We start from the raw sequence: 17463 nt of genomic DNA, 5'->3' as shown, positions 1-17463 counted from the left end.
GGGAGAACCTCCAGAAAGGCTATACAACACCGACTTGTCACGTCTACGGCTGATCAGCGGAACGCCGGCGGGCGGCGCCACGCATGACCCCGGCCAGTCCCAGGAGCAGCAGCCCGGCCGAGGCCCAGGCCGCCCAGTCGCCCAGCCGCCCGTACAGGGTGGTCCGCGCGCGGCCGGGCAGTGCGGCGGTGACCGTGGTCATCTCCTTGGCGCTGCGCGCCTCGGCCAGCACACGTCCCCGCGGGTCGCTGACGACCAGCAGTCCCCCGCGGGCGGCTCGGGCGACCGACAGGCCGCTCTCGACCCCGCGGGTGATCGCCATCCGGCTGTGCAGCCAGGCGTCGTCGCCGAAGTCCCACGCGGGGGCGAGCAAGGCGGTGGCTCCCCTGCTGCGGTAGTCGCGGACCAGCTCGGGGAAGTCCAGGTCCTTACAGATGATCAGGCCCCACGTGGAGCCGGGCAGGAAGGTCAGGCTCCTGCCGGGAGTCAGCTCCGACTCCAGACCGGGAATCAGGTGCTGTTTGTCGTACTCCACCGGGTAGGCCAGGGCCGCGTTGACCGTCACGTCGCCCTTGCGGAGGACGGCGCCGACGACGACGTCCACTCCGGGCCCGCCCCGTGGCGGCGGAGAGTCGGTGCGGAAGGTCTTCTCCGGCAGGATCACGACGCGGGCGCCCCCGGCCGCGGCGGCCTGGATCGCAGAGGTGTAGCGGCGCGAGAGTTCTCGTCCCTGCGGGGAGCTCAGCTCGACCGAGTCGGGCGGGTCGTCGGTGGAGACGAGCGCGACCTGCCGGCCGAGGCCGTCGGCGGGGCCCGTCGAACGCCAGACTCCGTGGCCGAGCGCCAGGCCCAGGATCGCGCCCGCCGTGACGGCGACCCGCAGCCTGCCGGGCGCGCCCGGCGCGAGCACGGCGGCGATGGCGGCAGGCACCAGCAGGAGCAGGAACGTGATGCCCCAGACCCCCGTGAGCGCGGCGGTCTGCAGCACGGGTGACACGTCCGCCTGGGTGTAGGCGAGACTCCACCAGGCGCCGTGCGGCGCCGACAGCGAGATCGCGTACTCCAGCGCCACCCATGCCGCCGGCACGGCCAGCGTCGCGAGGACCGGGCGCCCTCCGGCCAGGAGGGTGCGGAAGAGCAGGGTGATGAGGCCGAACGCGATCGACGTGCCGATGATGATGGACGCCGTCACGACCAGGGGGGTCTCGATGGTGCTGGAGTAGTAGGACCACATCTGCGTCTGACCGCCCAGCCAGGCCAGTGCCGCCGAGGCGAAGGCCGTGCCGGCGCCCACCCTGCCCACCAGGAGCAGGACCGGCAGGAACGCCACCCAGGTCAGCCAGGGCACCGGATGGAGCCCGGTCCCCAGATGCAGGAGGAGCGCCGACAGCAGAGCGGCCGCGACAGGAGCGAGTTTGTTCACACCTCGATGATCTGGACAACGCCCCGGCGGGCGCGTCAGTCGTGAGCGTGATCTCCTGTGTCACTCCCACCGGGGACGACGAGGCCGGACTCATAGGCGAAGGCGACCGCCTGCACCCGGTCGCGGAGGGTCAGCTTGGACAGCATGCGGCTCACGTGGGTCTTGACCGTGTGCTCGGTGACGACCAGCTCGGCGGCGATCTCGGCGTTGGACAGCCCGCGGGCCACCAGCCGCAGCGTCTCGCGCTCACGGTCGGTCAGCTCGCCCAGCCTGGCCGCCAGGCGCGGCGCGACGTCGTGGCTGGGCCGCCTGACCAGGTCCTCCAGCAGTCGCCTGGTGGCGGCGGGGGACAGCAGCGAGTCACCGGCCGCGATGGTGCGGACGGCTTCCGCCAACTCGTCCCTGCGGATGTCCTTGAGCAGGAAGCCACTGGCTCCGGCGCGCACGGCGTCGTAGACGTACTCGTCCAGGTCGAACATGGTCAGCACCAGGACCTTGGCCGTGGTGGCGGCGCAGATCTGCCGGGTGGCCTCGATGCCGTTCATGCCGGGCATGCGCACGTCCATCACGACCACGTCGGGCCGCAGTTCGACGGCGGCGGCCACCGCGGACTCGCCGTCGGCCGCCTCGCCGACGACCTCCATGTCCGGTTGCGAGCCGAGGATCAGGCCGAAGCCGGCCCTGAAGAGATCCTGGTCGTCGGCGACGAGCACACGCAGCATGATCACCATCAAACAGGAAAGGATGCCCTGACCACGAATCCGCCGTTGTCGCCGCTCCCCGCGTGCAGCGTGCCGCCGCACGCGGCGGCGCGTTCCCGCATCCCGGCCAGGCCGTACCCGCCGGAGTGCCCGTTCGGCCCGCCGCCCCCGTCGGCGATCTCGATGTCCAGCCCCTGCTCGCCCCACCGCACCCGCACGTGGACGGCGGGAGTACCCGCGTGTTTGAGCACGTTGGTCAGGGCCTCCTGGACGATCCGGTAGGCGGCCGCCTCGACGCCACCGGTGATGGGCCGCGGATCGCCCTCGACGGTCAGCGTCGTCTCGAGGCCGGTGCGCTCGAGCAGTCCCGGCAGGCCGTCGAGGCGGGGTTCCACGAGGTCGCCGCCCGCTGAGCGCAGCGCGGCCAGCAGCCCGCGCAGCTCGACGAGCGCCCCCCTGCCGGTCTCGGCGATCGCCTCGAAGGCCGCCTCGGCCCGCGCCGGATCCAGTGGCCCCGCCTCGGCCTGCACGACCATGAGCCCGACGGAGTGGGTGACGATGTCGTGCATGTCGCGGGCGATGCGGGTGCGCTCGCCGGCCACCGCCGCGATGTGCTCCTGCTCCAGCCTGCGGGCCCGTTCGGCCAGCTCGGCCAGGCGGGAGTGGCGGGCGCGGGCGCTGGTGCCCAGCGCGTAGGCGGCCACGAACGCGGTCCCGATCAGCCGGACGGTCTGGTCGTCCTCGGCGGGCAGGGCCAGCGAGACCCCCACCGTGGCGGCGACGATCGGGATGGCGGCCATCCGCACCCGCAACGGGCTGAGCTCGGCGACGGTGTACACGGCCACGAGCGGCCCGAACGGCAGAAACGGCTTCTCCCACATGACCATGACGGTCATCGCCGCGCCCACCAGCAGCCCCGTGGCCATCGGCGCCCGGCGCCGCCACCACACCGGCGCCGAGGCCAGGAAGCCCAGCGCCACGATCCACCAGGCGCGCGGCTCGGGCACCAGGAGGGGGCCCACGGTGGCCACGGTCACCGCACCCGTGATCGCGACTTCGGTCGTGCGCGACGACAGCACCGGCATCCGCCCACTATCCCGGAATTCCGGGATACCGGACATCGCTCTCAGGAGTGATCAGGCGAGTGAGCTCGCCCTGGCGGCCCCTGGACGGATCCCCGGTTCTGACACAGGGTCGAGAATGAAGCAGACATCCCTTGAAGCGCCCGTACGGAGGATCATGTCCCACACGATCGCTGCCTTACTCGTGTTCTCCTCAAGCATCACCGGTGGCCTGGGGGCGGCCGGCCAGGCGCCCGTGGTCAGCACAGCGGCCGCTACGGGCCCGAATCTCCGCGCCTGCTTCGACGGCAGGTGCAAACTCACCCTCTCCAGGCCCGTGTCGTTCCGGGTCAGCTCCCGCTACGGCATCACCAGGCTGTCCATCACCTTCACCAGGCAGGTCGTTCGGGTGAAGGGCACAGGACCGGGCGTGAGCTCACAGGCGACGCTCGGCGCGGGAGCCTCCGGATCGGTCAACGGAATCGGCGTGCGCGTTGTCTCACTGACCGGTCGCAAGGCGGCGCTGCGCCTGTCCCCGGTCCGCTGACTCGCCACACAAAGTGGTACAGAAGTCAAGAATGGCGACGAAGATCGTCAGAATGCTATACAGAGGGAGATCGTCGGAAGCGCCGTGGCGGCGCCGACGGAGAGGGAGTTGCTTTGAACACTCTGCTTGCTCTGGAACCCCGTGAAGCAGGTACGAACGTGCTGGAGCCGACCGTCGGATTCCCCGAGACCGTCATGGCGCAGGAGGGGCGGCTGCAGATCGACAGCACCTGGTCCCAGGCGGCCGACAGCACCTGGTCGTAGGCGACCGACGGCACCTGGCCCGCTGTCGAGGCCGTGCTGAACGTCCTGGGAGAAAAGGTCCGGCATGCTCTTCTGGCGTGATGGCGTCAATGTCTGAGGTGTCAGCGAGGGACTCCGAAGCCATCGAGAGAATCGTCGAAGAGCATGTCCGGACCGGCCATCGCATCCGGCTCGGACCGACGTGGCTGACGGTGTGTCCCGATGGTGTCCCGCTGCCCGACCATGGCTGGAAACTGCACGTCTCCTCCCGGTCGGCAACCTACTCGGAGCTGGTCGAGAAACTCGTTCCCCTCCTTCTGGCCGAGGGCTGCGTGTTCAAGCTCGCACGCTCGCACCAGGTCCTCGACAGGCTGAACAACGGCTACAGCGCCCCGGCGAGCGTCGGGAAGGCGTTCACGATCTACCCGGACCAGCGGCGTGTCCGCGGGCTGGGCCTGGAGCTGGCCGAACTTCTGCGTGGTCATCCGGGGCCGCGGGTGCTCAGCGATCGGCGGGTGGACCAGGACTCCCCGGTGTACTACCGGTATGGCCCGTTCAAGAAGGCCGGCGACTCCGGCGCGCGGGGACGGTTGGCCGCCCGGATCGACGGGCCCGGCGGAGAGGAGTTCGAGGGGCGCGCCGGCCTGCGCTACGAGCAGCCGGCCTGGGTCGTCGATCCGTTCACCGGCCTGCGCCCGGGTGACGAGAGCGCTCCGGAGGAGCCGGTGGTTCTCGGCCACCACTACCGGGTCGTCGAGGGAATCTTCGAATCCGCGCGGGGCAACGTCTATCGAGCCGTCGATCAGCGCGACGGGACGTACGTCGTCATCAAGCAGGCCCGCGCCCTGGTGGACGAAACCGCCACCTCGGGCGACATCCGCATGCGGCTGCGCAACGAACGCCGGGTCCTGCAGGCGCTCAAGGACTGCCCCGGTGTCCCGCGATTCCTGGATCACTTCCGGCACGGACAGGACGAGTTCCTGGTGACGTCCGACGCCGGCCCGGTCAATCTCGCCGAGGACGTCGCCCGGAACGGTCCGTACCCGATCGACGCGCATCCTGGCGCCGCAGATCGGCGTCGCCTCGAAACGCTCGGCCGGCGACTCGCGCGGATCCTCCTCGATCTTCATGCGCGCGGCGTCGTCATGCGCGACCTCGCACCGAAGAACGTGGTGATCGACGGTGACCGGGTCAGCGTCGTCGACTTCGGCGTGGCCGCCTACGACGGCCTGCACCTCCCCGGAGGGACGCATGGCTATGCGCCGGCGCGGCAGCGGCGCGACGAGCCGCCACGAGACACCGACGACCTGCACGCCCTCGCCATGACGCTGCTGTTCGCGACGTGGCACATGCGGCCGGTCACGCTGGAGGACGACTCCGATCTGCCCCGCGAGCGCGCGCTGCAGGCCATCCGGTCCGCCCACGGCGAGGAGCCGGCCGGAGTGATCGGCATCATCGCGGACCTGCTCGGCGACGAGCACACCGCCCGGACCGCACTGCGGCGGCTCGCAGCCGGGAATCCTGGGCTTCTTCCGCCGCCTCGCCCGGCAGGGCGGCCGGACGCCTCTTCCCCTGCCCGTCGCGACGTGATGATCCGCCCCGGTTCCGGCCAAGGAGACACTGTGCACGCTCCCGACCTCCGTACTTCTGGACGTCTCGCGGAAGATGAGCCGCGCGACCAGGAGGATCGCCTCGGTCCTCGCACCGGCGACGCGATCGGGGACATGCTGCGCGACGCCTACCGGGCATCTCTGACCTCGGACGCCGCCCCGGTCCTCCAGATCGTGGAACGCGACGACGGCCTGGTGAAGTCCCTTCCCGTCGCGCCCTGGCTCGCGCCGATCGAGCAGTGGCCGGCCGAGCAACGCCGGGCATTGGATCTGCTCCAGGGCAAGGTCCTGGACATCGGGGCCGGCGGAGGACGAGCCGCGCGCGCGTTGCTCGACCGGGGCCACGCCGTCACCGCGATCGACATCTCCCCTGGCGCGCTAGACGTGTGCAGGCAGCAAGGGATCCGGTCAGCCGTTCTCGGCACGGTCGACGAACACGCCGCGACGGGGGCGCGTTACGACAGCTTCCTGCTCCTGGGCGCCAACCTGGGCCTGCTGGAAAGCCGCGAGCGGGCTCCGCGGTTCCTGCGGGCTCTGGCCGCGATGGCCGCACCCGGTGCCGTGATCGTCGGCCAGGGCAACAACAGGACCGATTGCGACGATCCACAGCATCTGCCCTACAACGAACGGAACCTGCGGGCCGGCCGCATCGCCGGACAGCGGACCATGCGGATCCGCTATCGCGACGTGGCGACACCCTGGTTCCACTACCTGTGCCTGGCACCACGCGAGCTCGCCGAACTGGCCTCCGGCACAGGCTGGGAACTCACCGACGCCACCTATGACGAGAACTCGACGGTCGACTACATCGCCACCCTCCGCCGAGTGGGCTGACCGGCGGGATGTGACGCCCCGCCGGTCAGCCGCGTTCGGTCAGCCGCGTTTCACGGGGTGGGGGCGAGCACCTTCGGCTCTTCCGCCTTCGGCTCGGCCGGGCGGCGCCGCATCCGCTCCTTGGCCCGCTCCACCATCACGTACAGCGTCGGCACGAGCACCAGCGTCAGGAGCGTGCTGGTGATCAGGCCGCCGATGACCACGATCGCCAGCGGCTGCGAGATGAACCCGCCCGATCCCGTCACGCCCAGCGCCATCGGCGTCAGCGCGCAGATCGTGGCCACCGCCGTCATGAGGATCGGCCGCAGGCGGCGCCGGCCGCCCTCGATGACCGCCTCGACGATGCCCAGGCCCTGATCGCGGTACTGGTTGATGAGGTCGATGAGCACGATCGCGTTGGTCACCACGATGCCGATGAGCATCAGCATGCCGATCAGCGCCGGCACGCCCATCGCGGTTCCGGTGGCCACCAGCAGGCCGACGGCGCCGGTCGCGGCGAACGGGATCGACACCAGCAGGATGAGCGGCTGGGCGAAGCTGCGGAACGTCGCCACCATGATCAGGAAGACGATCGCGATGGCCGCCAGCATCGCCATGCCCAGGTCGGAGAACGCCTCCTGCTGATCGGCAGACGCGCCTCCGATCTTGTAATTGACGCCGCCGGACAGGTTCAGCTTCTTCAGGCGGGTGTCCAGCGTCTGCGTGAGGCTGCCCAGGTCGCTGCTCGTGGTCTTGGCGGACACGGTCGCCGAGCGGTCACCGTCGATGCGGGTGACCTGCGTGGGCCCGGCCACCTGCTTCACCTCGGCCACCGACGACAGCTTGACCAGGCCGGCGGCGGTGGGCAGCTTCAGGTTCTCGATCGCCTTGACGTCGTCGGGAGCGTCGCCGGTGCGCAGCACCAGGTCGCTGGCCCGCCCGTCGAGCGTGAGCTGGCCGAGGGGGGCGCCGCGGAAGGCCTGCGCCACGCTCTGGCCGATCTGCGCCTCCGTCAGGCCCTTGGCCGCGGCCTTCTCACGGTCCACCCGCACGTCCACGCGGGGCGCGCTGGCCTCCAGGTTGGAGGTGATGTCCCGCAGTCCGGTCACCTCGCCCATGGCCGCCTTGACCTGGTCGGCCGCCGAGCGCAGCGCCGCGCTGTCGGGCGCCTGCACGATCACGTCCACCGTGTCGGAGGAGAAGCCGCCGCCCGAGCCGCCGACGCGCACCTCGCCGACATCCTTCATGCCGGCCAGCCGATCGCGCAGCGCCTGCTCCACCTTGGGGGTGTCGGCGTTCTCGGCCAGGGTCAGGGAGTACGAGGCCCGGTCCGCGCCGGCGCCCCCGCCGAAGCCGCCCTGCAGCGCGTTGCCGCCGCCCACCGTCACCTGGTACGACTCGACGCCGTCCAGGCCGGTCAGCACGCCCTCGACCTTCTTGGCCGCCGCGTCGGTGGTCGCCAGGTCGGTGCCGACGGGCATCCGCTGGGTCACCGACACCGTGTTCTGGCCGGAGGAGTCGAGGAAGTTCGTCTCCAGCCGGCTCGTCAGGCCCATCGTGCCGATGAACACCGCCACCCCGACGAGCACGGTCACCAGCTTGTAGCGCGTCGCGAACCGCAGCACCGGCAGGTAGGCGCGCTGCAGCGGGCTGCGCAGCTCCTTGGCCTCGGCCTCCTCACGCTGGGCGCGCGCCTGCTCGGGCGTCAGGTCGGGGGCCTTGAGGAACCAGTACGCCAGCACCGGGATCACCGTCAGCGACACCAGCAGCGAGGCGAGCAGCGCCACCGCCACCGTGATCGCGAACGGCCCGAACAGCTCGCCGACCATGCCGCCGACCACCGCGATCGGCGCGAACACCGCCACCGTCGTCAGCGTCGAGGCCGTCACCGCGCCCGACACCTCCCGGACCGCCGACAGGATCGCCCGCAGCTTGGGCTCGCCGTAGCCGAGGTGGCGCTTGATGTTCTCCAGGACGACGATCGAGTCGTCCACCACCCGGCCGACCGCGATGGTCAGCGCGCCGAGCGTGAGCATGTTCAGCGAGTAGTCGCCGGCCCACAACGCGATCAGTGCGATGATCACCGAAAGCGGGATCGACACCGCGGTCACCAGCGTGGACCGGATCGACAGCAGGAACACCAGGATGACCAGCACCGCGAACGCCAGGCCGAGCAGGCCCTCGGTGGTGAGGTTCTCGATCGACTCCTGCACGTACGGCGCCTGGTCGAAGACCACCTCGACCGCCGTGTCGGAGGAGTCGCCGAGGGCCTTGGTCAGGTCGGGCAGCTTCTCGCGTACGTCGCCCGAGATGCTCACCGCGTTGCCGTCGGGCGTCATCGTCACCGACACGCCGAGGCTGGTCTTGCCGTTGGTACGGGTGATCGAGGTCGGCTCGGCCAGGCCCCGCTCCACGGTGGCGACGTCACCCAGCTTGACCGGCTTCAACGCCTTGACCACCGGCTGAGCCTGCGCCGTCTGCGGCCGGCCCGACTGCGGCTGCCCGCTCTGGGGCTGGCCGGCCTGGGGCTGGCCCGCGCTCTGCGGCTGGCCGCTCTGGGGGCGGCTCGCCTGCGGCTGAGCGGTGGAGGGGGCCTGCGGCTGGGCGGGCGTCAGGTAGAGGGCCTTCAGCTTCGCCACCGAGTCGACCCGGGCGCCCACCTGCACGGTCAGCGACCTGCCGTCGGAGGTGAGCGTCCCGGCCGGGACCGGCGTGCCGTTGGCCCTCAGCACCTCGGGGATCTGCGTGGCCGACACCCCGGCCTTCGCCATCTTGCCCAGGTCCGGGGTGATCGTCACGACCTCGTCCCGGGTGCCCGTGACCGTCGCCTCCCGTACACCCTTGATGCCCTGCAACTCCGGCAGCATGACCTGGCGCAGCTTGTCGGCCATCGCCCGTGAGTCGCCGCCGTCGCCCACCGCCAGCACCATCACCGGGATGTCGTCGGTGTTCCCGGCCCCGACCTGCGGCTCGACCCCGGACGGCAACTGGGGCTGCACCCGGCTGACAGCCTGCTGCATCTTGTTCAACGACGCCTCGACGTCCGTGCCGAAGGCGAAGGCGACCTGGATCTGCGCCAGGCCCTCCTTCGACGTCGAGGTCATCTGCTCCATGCCGTCGAGTCCCTGGAAGGCGTCCTCCAGGGGCTCGGTGACCTGGTCCTCCACGATCTCCGGGGACGCCCCGGGATAGGAGGCGATCACGAAGGCGCCGGGGAAGGCCAAGGACGGCAGCAACTGCTGTTTCAACTGCGGAATCGTGAACGCGCCGAATGCGCTGAGCACGACCGCGACCAGGATGACAAGCGTGCGGTTGGCGAGGCTCAACCGGGCGAGTGCGGTCATGAGGGGTCCCTCCAAGTGTTCGCCCCGAGACTAACACTTCGCCCCATACGAATATTTAGGACAAGGCGAGCTTCCTGATAAGCTTCTCAGGAAGCGAAGAGGTGAGAGTGGACGACGAACGCGAAGACCTGATCCGCCGGATCACGGAGACCCAGCGGGGCCTCGGGCGGGCCTTCGCCCGGCACCCGTCTCCCCTGTTCAGCTCCAACCTGACGATGCGCCAGCTCAAGGTCGTCATGGTCCTGGCCCTCCACGGCTCCGCCTCGGGCCAGGAGCTCGCCCACGACCTCGGCGTCGGCCTCGGCACGGTCACCGGCATCGTCGACCGCCTCGTCGCCCAGGGACTGGTCAGCCGGCACGAGGACCCCCACGACCGGCGCGTGCGCCGGGTCGAGCTGACCGCCGAGGGCACCGACCTCATCGGGCGCATCCAGGACGCCGGCATGCAGCACTACCGGCGGGTCATGGAGCACCTCGACACCGGCACGCTGCGCACCCTCGACACGATCGTCCGCCGCATCAGGGACATCGCGGAAGACCTGGAGAAGGAAGAGACCTCGCGCGGCTGAGTGGACCATCCGGCCGAGCAGCCGGGGCCCTTGTCCGGCGAGCCGCTGTACGGAAGCCGTCGGGGCCCCGGCCGGCGCCCGGGTCGCGGCGCGAAGGCTGAGGCCGTGGACAGCGCCGTACCCGACTCCTACGGCTGTCGCAGGGCCGTCAAAGGCGCAGCCCGAGGGGCGCCGCTCCCACGAGGCCGCCGTCGATGACGAGGTCCTGACCGGTGATGTACGACGCGTCGTCCGAGGCCAGGAAGGCGACGGCGGCGGCGACATCGTCCGGGTGGCCGAGCGAGCCGAGCGGCACCTCCGCCAAGATGCGGCTCTCCGCGCCGGGGTCGATGGCGGACCGGTACATCTCGGTCTCGATGTAGCCGGGGCTGACGGAGTTGACGCGGATGCCACGGGGCGCGAGGTCGGTGCCGAGCGTGCGGGCGAGATTGTGCACGGCCGCCTTGCTGGCGGCGTAGATCGAGGCCACCGGGAGGCCGCGGTGCAGGGTCCAGGAGGCGTTGATGACGACAGCGCCTCCGTCGCCCATCAGCGGCAGCGCCTTCTGGATCGTGAAGAACACTCCCTTGAAGTTGATTCCGACGGTGTGGTCGAAGTCCTCCGGGGTGAACTCCGGCCTGAAGTCCGCGATTCCGGCATTGGCGAAGACCGCGTGGAGGGCGCCGCGCCAGGTCTCGATGCGTCGCACGAGGAGAGCGAGGTCGGCGTCGACGCTGACGTCCGCGCGGACGGGCAGGACCCGCTCGGAGCCCAGGCGTTCTGCCGCGATGTCGAGGCGGGCCTGGTCGCGGCCGGTGATGACGACGTACGCGCCCTCGTCGAGGAGCCTGCGCGCGGCCGCGAATCCGATGCCGCTGGTGCCGCCGGTGATCAAGACTGTTCTGTTCGTGAATCGCTTCATGCCGACGATCCTCGAACGGCGCGAGCCTACGCGGCAGTGTTGGCTGAACCTGGGTCTGACACCACCATGAGGCGCTCCAGCAGGGCCACCGTTCCGGTCCCGGGTGCGGGGGTGTGCAGCGACAGGCGGTGGCCTGGCAGCTCGGGCAGCGGCAGGGTGGTGGCCTCGAAGGTCAGCGTCCCCAGACCGGGGATCTCCACGGCCTTGGTGCCGTGGGTGGGGCCGCCCACGGGGAGTTCCGCCCAGATCTCGGCGAAGGCGGGGCTCGCGGCGCACATGTCCGAGGCCAGGCGGCCGAACTCGGGATCGTCCGGGTAGCGGGCGGCGTCCGCCCGGAACAGGCCGATCATCGCTCGCGCCGTGTCGTGCCAGTCCACGACTGCCGCACGGTAGCGGGCGTTGGTGAAGAAGCTGACCAGGCAGTTGTGGTCGTACTCGTTGCACTGGAACACGACCTCCGCCGCGCGGTTGACCGCGAGGACGTTCCAGTGCCGGTCGATGACGTACGCGGGCCGCGGCAGCCAGCCCTCCAGCAGTCGCCGCACGGCGTCGGGGACCCGGCCTTCGGACGGGGCCGCCTGCGGCGGATTGAGGCCGGCGAGGAGGTACAGGTGCTCCCGCTCGGTGGGCTCCAGGCGCAGCACCCTGGCGATGGCGTCCAGGACGTCGGCGGAGACGTTGATGTCGCGTCCCTGCTCCAGCCAGGTGTACCAGGACACTCCTATGCCGGCGAGCACCGCCACCTCCTCCCGCCGCAGCCCGGGCGTACGGCGGCCCTCGCCTGCCGGCATGCCCACGTCAGCGGGCGTCACCCGGTCTCGCCGCGACCGGAGGAACGCACGCAACTCGGCACTGCGCCGCTGCCGCGCATCTGTAGAGAGCCGGGAGATGTCCATGAGGTCATGCTAGTGACAGGCCTCGTCCGGACAGCGCGCCCAGGCGTGCCGCTGCCCGGGGGTGCTGCTGACCGGCCGGGCCGTCTCGCGTGCGAGCGCGCTGTGCCCGCAGCGTCTCTCCGGACGGAGTTCGGACGACGGCCCGGCGCCTTTACAAAGTAGATTTCAGCGGTGGAGCCGGGACAGCACCGCCGGCAGGTCGCCCTCGTGGACGACCGTCAGCCGGCGCGTCGCCCGGGTCACCGCCACGTACAGGTCCTGGCCGCCCTTCGGCGACTGCGCCAGGATCCCCGCCGGGTCCACCACCACGACCGCGTCGAACTCCAGCCCCTTGGACCGGGTCACGGTCAGCGCCACCACCGCCTCCTCCAGATCGTCGCCCGGGAACAGCGCCGCCACCCGCGCGTGCAGGGCGTCCGGGCAGATGACGCCCGCCCGGCCCTCGCCGATCGCGGCCAGCTCCTCCGCCACCAGCCGGGGCAGCTCGGCGATCCCGCACCGCACCGCCCGCGGCTCGTCGCCGCCCTCGCGCACCGACTCGGGCGGCTCCTCCCCCGGCGCCACGGAGCGCAGCACGTCGGCCGCCACCCGCATGATCTCCACGGGCGTCCGGTAGTTGACGAGCAGCCGCTCCTCCCGCCAGCGGCCCTTCAGGTGCGGGTCCAGCACCCCGGCCCAGGAGGCGGCGCCCGCCGCCGAGCCGGTCTGCGCGATGTCGCCCACGATCGTCAGCGACTTGGCCGGGACCCGCCGCATCACCATCCGCCAGGCCATCGCCGACAGCTCCTGCGCCTCGTCCACGATCACGTGCCCGTAGGCCCAGGAGCGGTCGGCCACCGCCCGCTCGGCCGTGGTCAGCTCCTCGCCGCCGTCCGCGTGCCGGCCGGCGAGCACGTCGGCCCGGCCGAAGACGCCCTCCTCCAGCAGGCCCGTGGACTCCAGCACCTCGCGGGCGTACAGCTCCTGCTCCTCCCACTCCGCGCCGGCGGCACGGGCGGCGGCACGGGCCGCGGAGTCGTCCTCGCCGAGCAGCTCGGCGGCCTCGTCCAGCAGCGGTACGTCGCCGACCGTCCACGGCGCGTCCGCCGGCCGTACGAGCAGGGGCCAGTCCACCCCCGACGGGCACACCTCCCACAGCGTGTCGGAGGAGGACAGCAGCTCGGAGATCAGCCGCTGGGGCGTCAGCTCCGGCCAGAGCCCGTCGATCGCCTCGCGCACCGGCGGCTCCTGCCACAGCCGCCGGGCGGCCAGCTCCACGTCCAGCTCGTCCAGGTCCCCCTCCAGGTCGAGCGGCTCGGCCAGCTCCGGGTCCTCCAGCTCCATCTCGGGCAGGCGCAGCGACTCCTCCACCGCCCGCGCCTCGGCCCGGGCGAGCTCCTTGAGCAGCTCGATGACGAACAGCTTGCGCGCCATGTTGTGCCGCAGCCGCACCGCGCGCGCCCGGTCGCGCAGCCGCAGGCACGTCTCGTGCGGCACTCGCAGCGTCAGCCCGTCGAGGCGCACCTCCAGGTCGCCGCGAGGAACGCGCTGGCGGGCGCGCACCGCCGCCTCCACCACCTCGGCCATCCGCGCGTCGCCCTTGACCACGGCCACCTCCGGGTCGTCGGCCGCCACCGCCCGCACGCCGGGGAACAGCTCGCCCAGCGTTGCCATCACCACCTGCGTCTCCCCCAGCGACGGCAGCACCTGGCCGATGTAGCGCAGGAACATCGCGTTCGGCCCGATCACCAGCACGCCGCGCCGCTCCAGCGTGTCGCGGTGGGTGTAGAGCAGGTACGCGGCCCGGTGCAGCGCCGCGACGGTCTTGCCGGTGCCGGGACCGCCCTGCACCACCAGCGCGCCCTGCAGCGCCGAGCGGATCACCCGGTCCTGCTCGGTCTGGATCGTGGCCACCACGTCGCCCATCCGGCCCGTGCGCCCCCGCCGCAGGGCCGCCAGCAGCGCCGCCTCGCCGACCAGCGTGCGCCGGTCGCCGTCGCTCATCTGCTCCAGGTCGAACACCTCGTCGTCCAGGCCCACGACCGTACGGTCCTTGAGATGCAGGTGGCGGCGGCGCAGCAGCCCGTCGGGGTCGCCGGCCGTGGCCACGTAGAAGGGGCGGGCGGCCGGGGCGCGCCAGTCGATCAGCACCGACTCGTGCTCGGCGTCGCGCAGCCCGATCCGGCCCACGTACAGGCTCCGGCCGGACACGTCGTCGATCCGGCCGAAGCACAGGCCGCGCTCCACGGCCCGCAGCCTGGCCAGCCGCCGCGTCTGCTCGGCGGCCGCCACCTCACGCTCCACCCGCGCCTGCCGGGTGCCGCCGGCCCCGCCGCCCAGGTGCGCCGTCCGCAGCGCCGCCTCGGCCCGGGCACGGGCCTCGTCGAGATGGCCGTAGAGCGCCGAAACAGTCACCTGTTCCTTGTCAAGGGCTTCCGCAAGAGCATCTTGACGCTTACTCATGCCGTGGTATACTCCTATCGGGAGGTCTGTGAAGCGCCGCTCGTTTTGAGTTGAGCATGCGAGCTTAACCCTCCTGTCGGGCCCGCCGCAACCACGCAGGTCCCCGGCGCCCGCGACCTTCACGGCGCGTTGAGCGGTTCCAGGCCCCCTGACCGGAGCGCGCACTTGACCGTGGTCATCGGCGGGTGGAGTCGCGCAGGACCAGGCGCCACTCGATCGGGCCGGTCTCATTCGCCGCTTCCTCGCCCAGGACCAGTTGCGCGCAGCGAGCTCCCTGGGCGCGCAGGTTCTGAGCGACGGTCGTCAGCCCGGCGGCGGCGGCCGCGTCGGTGTCGTCCCAGCCGGTGACGGCGAGGTCGCCGGGGACGGCGAGACCGGCACGGGCGGCCGCTCGCATCAGGCCCAGGGCGAGCTCGTCGCTCATGGCCATGACCGCGTCCGGGGCGTCCGGCCCCGCGAGGAGCGCGGTGGCCAGGGAGTCCGCCTCGCACGCGCTGTTGCGCGCGCACACCGCGACTCGCACCTGCGGCCATCGGCCCCCGGTTGCCTCCCAGGCGTCCCGGACTCCGCGCAGGCGCTCACGGGTCACGCGGAAAGTAGCCTCGGCCGGATCCAGCCCGTTGCGGATTCCGGGCGTCCGGGCGCGATCGAGCGGGAAACTGAGCACCATCGGCCGCCGGGCGCCGGCGAGGGCCTCGGCGGCGACGGCGCGGGCCGCCGCCCTGTCGTCGATGGCCACGAACGGCACGTCCCGGTGCTGTGGTCCGCCGTGCACGACGGCGGGCAGACCGGTGGCGGCCACCGCCGGCAGCACGGGGTCGTCGTCGCTGGTCGTCCAGACGACGAAACCGTCCACCGCGGCCTCGGCGACCCGGTCAGCGTCGGAGGGCGCCCCGGTGATGGGCACGATCGTGAGCCCCAGGCCGTGACCGGCGCATACCTCGGCGACGCCGGCCAGGAATCGGGTGGCCTGGGGGTCCTCGAAGGCGTAGGTCAGGTGCTCGCCCAGGACCACCCCGAGGCTGCCGGTCCGTCCCCTGCGCAGTGAGCGGGCCCCCGGATGCGGGCCGGGGTATCCCAGCCGGGTGGCGGCCTCGCGGACCCTGGACCGGGTGCGTTCGGAGACGCGATCAGGCTGGGCGTAGGTGTAGGAGACGGTCATCACCGACACCTTCGCCGCACGAGCCACCTCCGCCATGGTCGGCCGGGGCCGAGAAGGATCTTTGGCCATGCCTCACCCTATCTTGTGTATCGTTACACTTCATGTGTAACGATACACAAGCGAGCATCGATCATGGTCACACCCGGGCCTGGGTGCCCTACGCGGGATTCACTGTCTTCGGCGCGTTCTGGGGCGTGTGGGGCGCGTCCGTTCCCGCCATCCGCGACCAGGCCGGGCTGACCGATGGCCAGCTCGGCACGGCGCTGCTGTTCATCGCCGCCGGTGCCCTGCCCGCCATGCCTCTCGTGGGCCGGGCCGTGGACCGGTGGGGGCAGCGCGTCACGGCGATCACCCTCGTGTCGCTCGGGATCGCCGGCGTCGCCGTGGCCGTCACCGCTCGCGACCTGCCTGCCCTGTCCGTAGGACTGGCGGTTCTCGGCGCGTCGTCCGGCGCCGCGGACGTGACCATCAACGCGGCGGCCGGCTCCGCCGAACGGGCCAACGGCCGTCCGGTCATCACCCGGGCGCACGGCTTCTTCTCTTTGGCCGTGGTCGCGGCGAGCCTCGTCACCGGCCTGGTGAACGCCGCCGGCCTGCCCGTGGTCGTGCCGTACTTGCTGGTCGTGCTCGCCGCCGGCGCCGTGAGCGCCGCCATCGGCACCGGCGATCGCACGCAGGCCGATCCCGGCCGCCACGATCACGCCCGCACCTCAGCCGCGCACAGCCGGCCGGGTCTGCGCGCTCATCTGCCGCTCCTGCTCGTCGCGGGCGCACTGGGGGCGCTCGGGTTCGCCGTGGAGAACGCTCACCAGAGCTGGAGCGCCGTCTACCTAGCCGATACCGTGCACGCCGGACCCGCGCTGGTCGGCACCGGGCCCGCGGTCTTCGCACTTGCCGTCTCGCTCACCCGCTTCGCGATCAGCGCGGTGAAGATTCGTCGTGCCTGGATCGTCCTCACCGCCGGCGCGGTGATCTCCGCGGCGGGGACGTCCCTGCTGGCCCACACCGCGTCCCTCCCTCTGGCTCTGCTCGGGCTGGCCCTGGCCGCCGTCGGCACCGCCGTGCTCTTCCCCACCGTGCTCGGCCTCGCCACCGCCAACGTCCCCGCCGCCACCCGCGGTGCCGCCACCTCGGTCGTGTCCACCATGGCCTATCTCGGCTACCTCGCCGGGCCGGTGTACGTGGGGCACTGGGCGCAGGCGACCGGGCTGCCGGGCGCCATGCTGGCCGTGGCGGCACTCGCCGCGGTCTTGGCGCTGCTGGCGTTGCCCGCGCTCAAAGCCGTCGTCCCCTCCCGGGGTAGCACCGAGGCAAGCTCGAAAGCCGCCAGTACTTGATCCTTGTTGCCGCCAGAAGTCCGGACCCGGCAGTGCGGGGCATGGGCCTTGATCTGGCATAACGGGCGACAATCTGATCGTCTCCGGCGGCATCGGCGTCCATACCCGCCCCGTGTAGATCTCTCGCTGCTCCTCCCCTCTCGGCGTTACTGCTGTCAGGGGCATACCGCGCTTCCACCCGCCGACGGCGACGGGCGGTGGGCGCCCCGAGTGCGTCAGGGGGACTTGTGCCGCTGGTAGTAGCGGGCGACGCGGGCGCGGTTGCCGCAGCGGGCGGCCGAGCACCACCGGCGGCGGGGGTGCGCGGGCAGGAACAGCATGACGCAGTCGTCGGCCTCGCACTCGCGGACGCGCCCGGCCCGACGAACTCGCCCGGCTCGACCTCCAGATCCACGCCCCGCACGGCCGGCACCGG

14 protein-coding genes are annotated in these 17463 nt (G+C 71.8%); 5 read left to right on the top strand and 9 right to left on the bottom strand.

Annotated features, from left to right (window positions below):
• Nucleotides 1-43: 43 nt before the first annotated feature.
• Genes ABZS51_RS25030 through ABZS51_RS25020 form a run of 3 tightly spaced genes read right to left on the bottom strand, consistent with a single transcriptional unit; the run spans nt 44 to nt 3209 of the window.
• Nucleotides 44-1423: a nitrilase-related carbon-nitrogen hydrolase gene (locus ABZS51_RS25030; protein ID WP_355445441.1), complete on the bottom strand. Its 1380-nt coding sequence runs from the start codon at nt 1421-1423 to the stop codon at nt 44-46.
• Between the two features lie 35 nt (nt 1424-1458).
• Nucleotides 1459-2145 (bottom strand): response regulator transcription factor, encoded by a 687-nt coding sequence (locus ABZS51_RS25025; RefSeq protein ID WP_355445438.1) that lies wholly within the window; start codon nt 2143-2145, stop codon nt 1459-1461.
• An 8-nt stretch (nt 2146-2153) separates the two neighbouring features.
• Nucleotides 2154-3209, bottom strand: a complete 1056-nt coding sequence (locus ABZS51_RS25020; protein WP_355445435.1) for a histidine kinase — start codon at nt 3207-3209, stop codon at nt 2154-2156.
• 154 nt (nt 3210-3363) lie between these two features.
• On the opposite strand from ABZS51_RS25020, the gene ABZS51_RS25015 reads away from it, so the two are divergent.
• From ABZS51_RS25015 to ABZS51_RS25005, 3 genes are all read left to right on the top strand, one after another.
• On the top strand, nt 3364-3732 hold the full coding sequence (locus ABZS51_RS25015; protein WP_355445432.1) for a hypothetical protein: 369 nt from the start codon (nt 3364-3366) through the stop codon (nt 3730-3732).
• Nucleotides 3733-3845: 113 nt separating this feature from the next.
• On the top strand, nt 3846-3995 hold the full coding sequence (locus ABZS51_RS25010) for a hypothetical protein (RefSeq protein WP_355445429.1): 150 nt from the start codon (nt 3846-3848) through the stop codon (nt 3993-3995).
• Between the two features lie 494 nt (nt 3996-4489).
• Complete coding sequence (locus ABZS51_RS25005) at nt 4490-6418, top strand: methyltransferase domain-containing protein (RefSeq protein WP_355445427.1); 1929 nt, start codon at nt 4490-4492, stop codon at nt 6416-6418.
• 50 nt (nt 6419-6468) lie between these two features.
• Here the strand turns inward: ABZS51_RS25005 and ABZS51_RS25000 are convergent, their stop codons facing one another.
• The gene (locus ABZS51_RS25000; protein ID WP_355445425.1) at nt 6469-9741 is read right to left on the bottom strand and encodes an efflux RND transporter permease subunit; all 3273 of its coding nucleotides are present in this window, start codon (nt 9739-9741) and stop codon (nt 6469-6471) included.
• Nucleotides 9742-9842: 101 nt separating this feature from the next.
• On the opposite strand from ABZS51_RS25000, the gene ABZS51_RS24995 reads away from it, so the two are divergent.
• Entirely contained in the window at nt 9843-10310 is a 468-nt protein-coding gene (locus tag ABZS51_RS24995) for a MarR family transcriptional regulator (RefSeq protein WP_355445422.1), read from the top strand.
• Between the two features lie 148 nt (nt 10311-10458).
• On the opposite strand, the gene ABZS51_RS24990 is transcribed toward ABZS51_RS24995, so the two are convergent.
• From ABZS51_RS24990 to ABZS51_RS24975, 4 genes are all read right to left on the bottom strand, one after another.
• The gene (locus ABZS51_RS24990; protein ID WP_355445419.1) at nt 10459-11211 is read right to left on the bottom strand and encodes an SDR family oxidoreductase; all 753 of its coding nucleotides are present in this window, start codon (nt 11209-11211) and stop codon (nt 10459-10461) included.
• Nucleotides 11212-11237: 26 nt separating this feature from the next.
• Entirely contained in the window at nt 11238-12107 is an 870-nt protein-coding gene (locus ABZS51_RS24985) for a helix-turn-helix transcriptional regulator (protein WP_355445416.1), read from the bottom strand.
• Nucleotides 12108-12272: 165 nt separating this feature from the next.
• Nucleotides 12273-14549 (bottom strand): ATP-binding domain-containing protein, encoded by a 2277-nt coding sequence (locus tag ABZS51_RS24980; RefSeq protein WP_355445413.1) that lies wholly within the window; start codon nt 14547-14549, stop codon nt 12273-12275.
• 175 nt (nt 14550-14724) lie between these two features.
• Nucleotides 14725-15738, bottom strand: a complete 1014-nt coding sequence (locus tag ABZS51_RS24975; protein ID WP_355445410.1) for a LacI family DNA-binding transcriptional regulator — start codon at nt 15736-15738, stop codon at nt 14725-14727.
• A gap of 74 nt (nt 15739-15812) precedes the next feature.
• Here ABZS51_RS24975 and ABZS51_RS24970 point away from each other — a divergent pair, with 74 nt between their 5' ends.
• Nucleotides 15813-17048, top strand: a complete 1236-nt coding sequence (locus ABZS51_RS24970) for an MFS transporter (protein ID WP_355445407.1) — start codon at nt 15813-15815, stop codon at nt 17046-17048.
• Between the two features lie 215 nt (nt 17049-17263).
• On the opposite strand, the gene ABZS51_RS24965 is transcribed toward ABZS51_RS24970, so the two are convergent.
• Nucleotides 17264-17463: CGNR zinc finger domain-containing protein (locus tag ABZS51_RS24965; RefSeq protein ID WP_355445404.1), on the bottom strand; the 200-nt coding region annotated here is incomplete at its 5' end.

It is taken from the genome of Nonomuraea sp. NPDC005501, from assembly GCF_040605905.1.
Classification (GTDB): domain Bacteria; phylum Actinomycetota; class Actinomycetes; order Streptosporangiales; family Streptosporangiaceae; genus Nonomuraea.
Note: the sequence above shows the minus strand (reverse complement) of the source record. Positions and strands in the feature narration are given on the sequence as shown.

Bases quoted from the DNA above. Each gene is read 5' to 3' on its own strand.
- ABZS51_RS24990 (WP_355445419.1), bottom strand. From the start codon at position 11,211: ATGAAGCGATTCACGAACAGAACAGTCTTGATCACCGGCGGCACCAGC.
- ABZS51_RS25015 (WP_355445432.1), top strand. From the start codon at position 3,364: ATGTCCCACACGATCGCTGCCTTACTCGTGTTCTCCTCAAGCATCACC.
- ABZS51_RS25025 (WP_355445438.1), bottom strand. From the start codon at position 2,145: ATGCTGCGTGTGCTCGTCGCCGACGACCAGGATCTCTTCAGGGCCGGC.
- ABZS51_RS24970 (WP_355445407.1), top strand. From the start codon at position 15,813: ATGTGTAACGATACACAAGCGAGCATCGATCATGGTCACACCCGGGCC.
- ABZS51_RS25000 (WP_355445425.1), bottom strand. From the start codon at position 9,741: ATGACCGCACTCGCCCGGTTGAGCCTCGCCAACCGCACGCTTGTCATC.
- ABZS51_RS25020 (WP_355445435.1), bottom strand. From the start codon at position 3,209: ATGCCGGTGCTGTCGTCGCGCACGACCGAAGTCGCGATCACGGGTGCG.
- ABZS51_RS24980 (WP_355445413.1), bottom strand. From the start codon at position 14,549: ATGAGTAAGCGTCAAGATGCTCTTGCGGAAGCCCTTGACAAGGAACAG.
- ABZS51_RS24985 (WP_355445416.1), bottom strand. From the start codon at position 12,107: ATGGACATCTCCCGGCTCTCTACAGATGCGCGGCAGCGGCGCAGTGCC.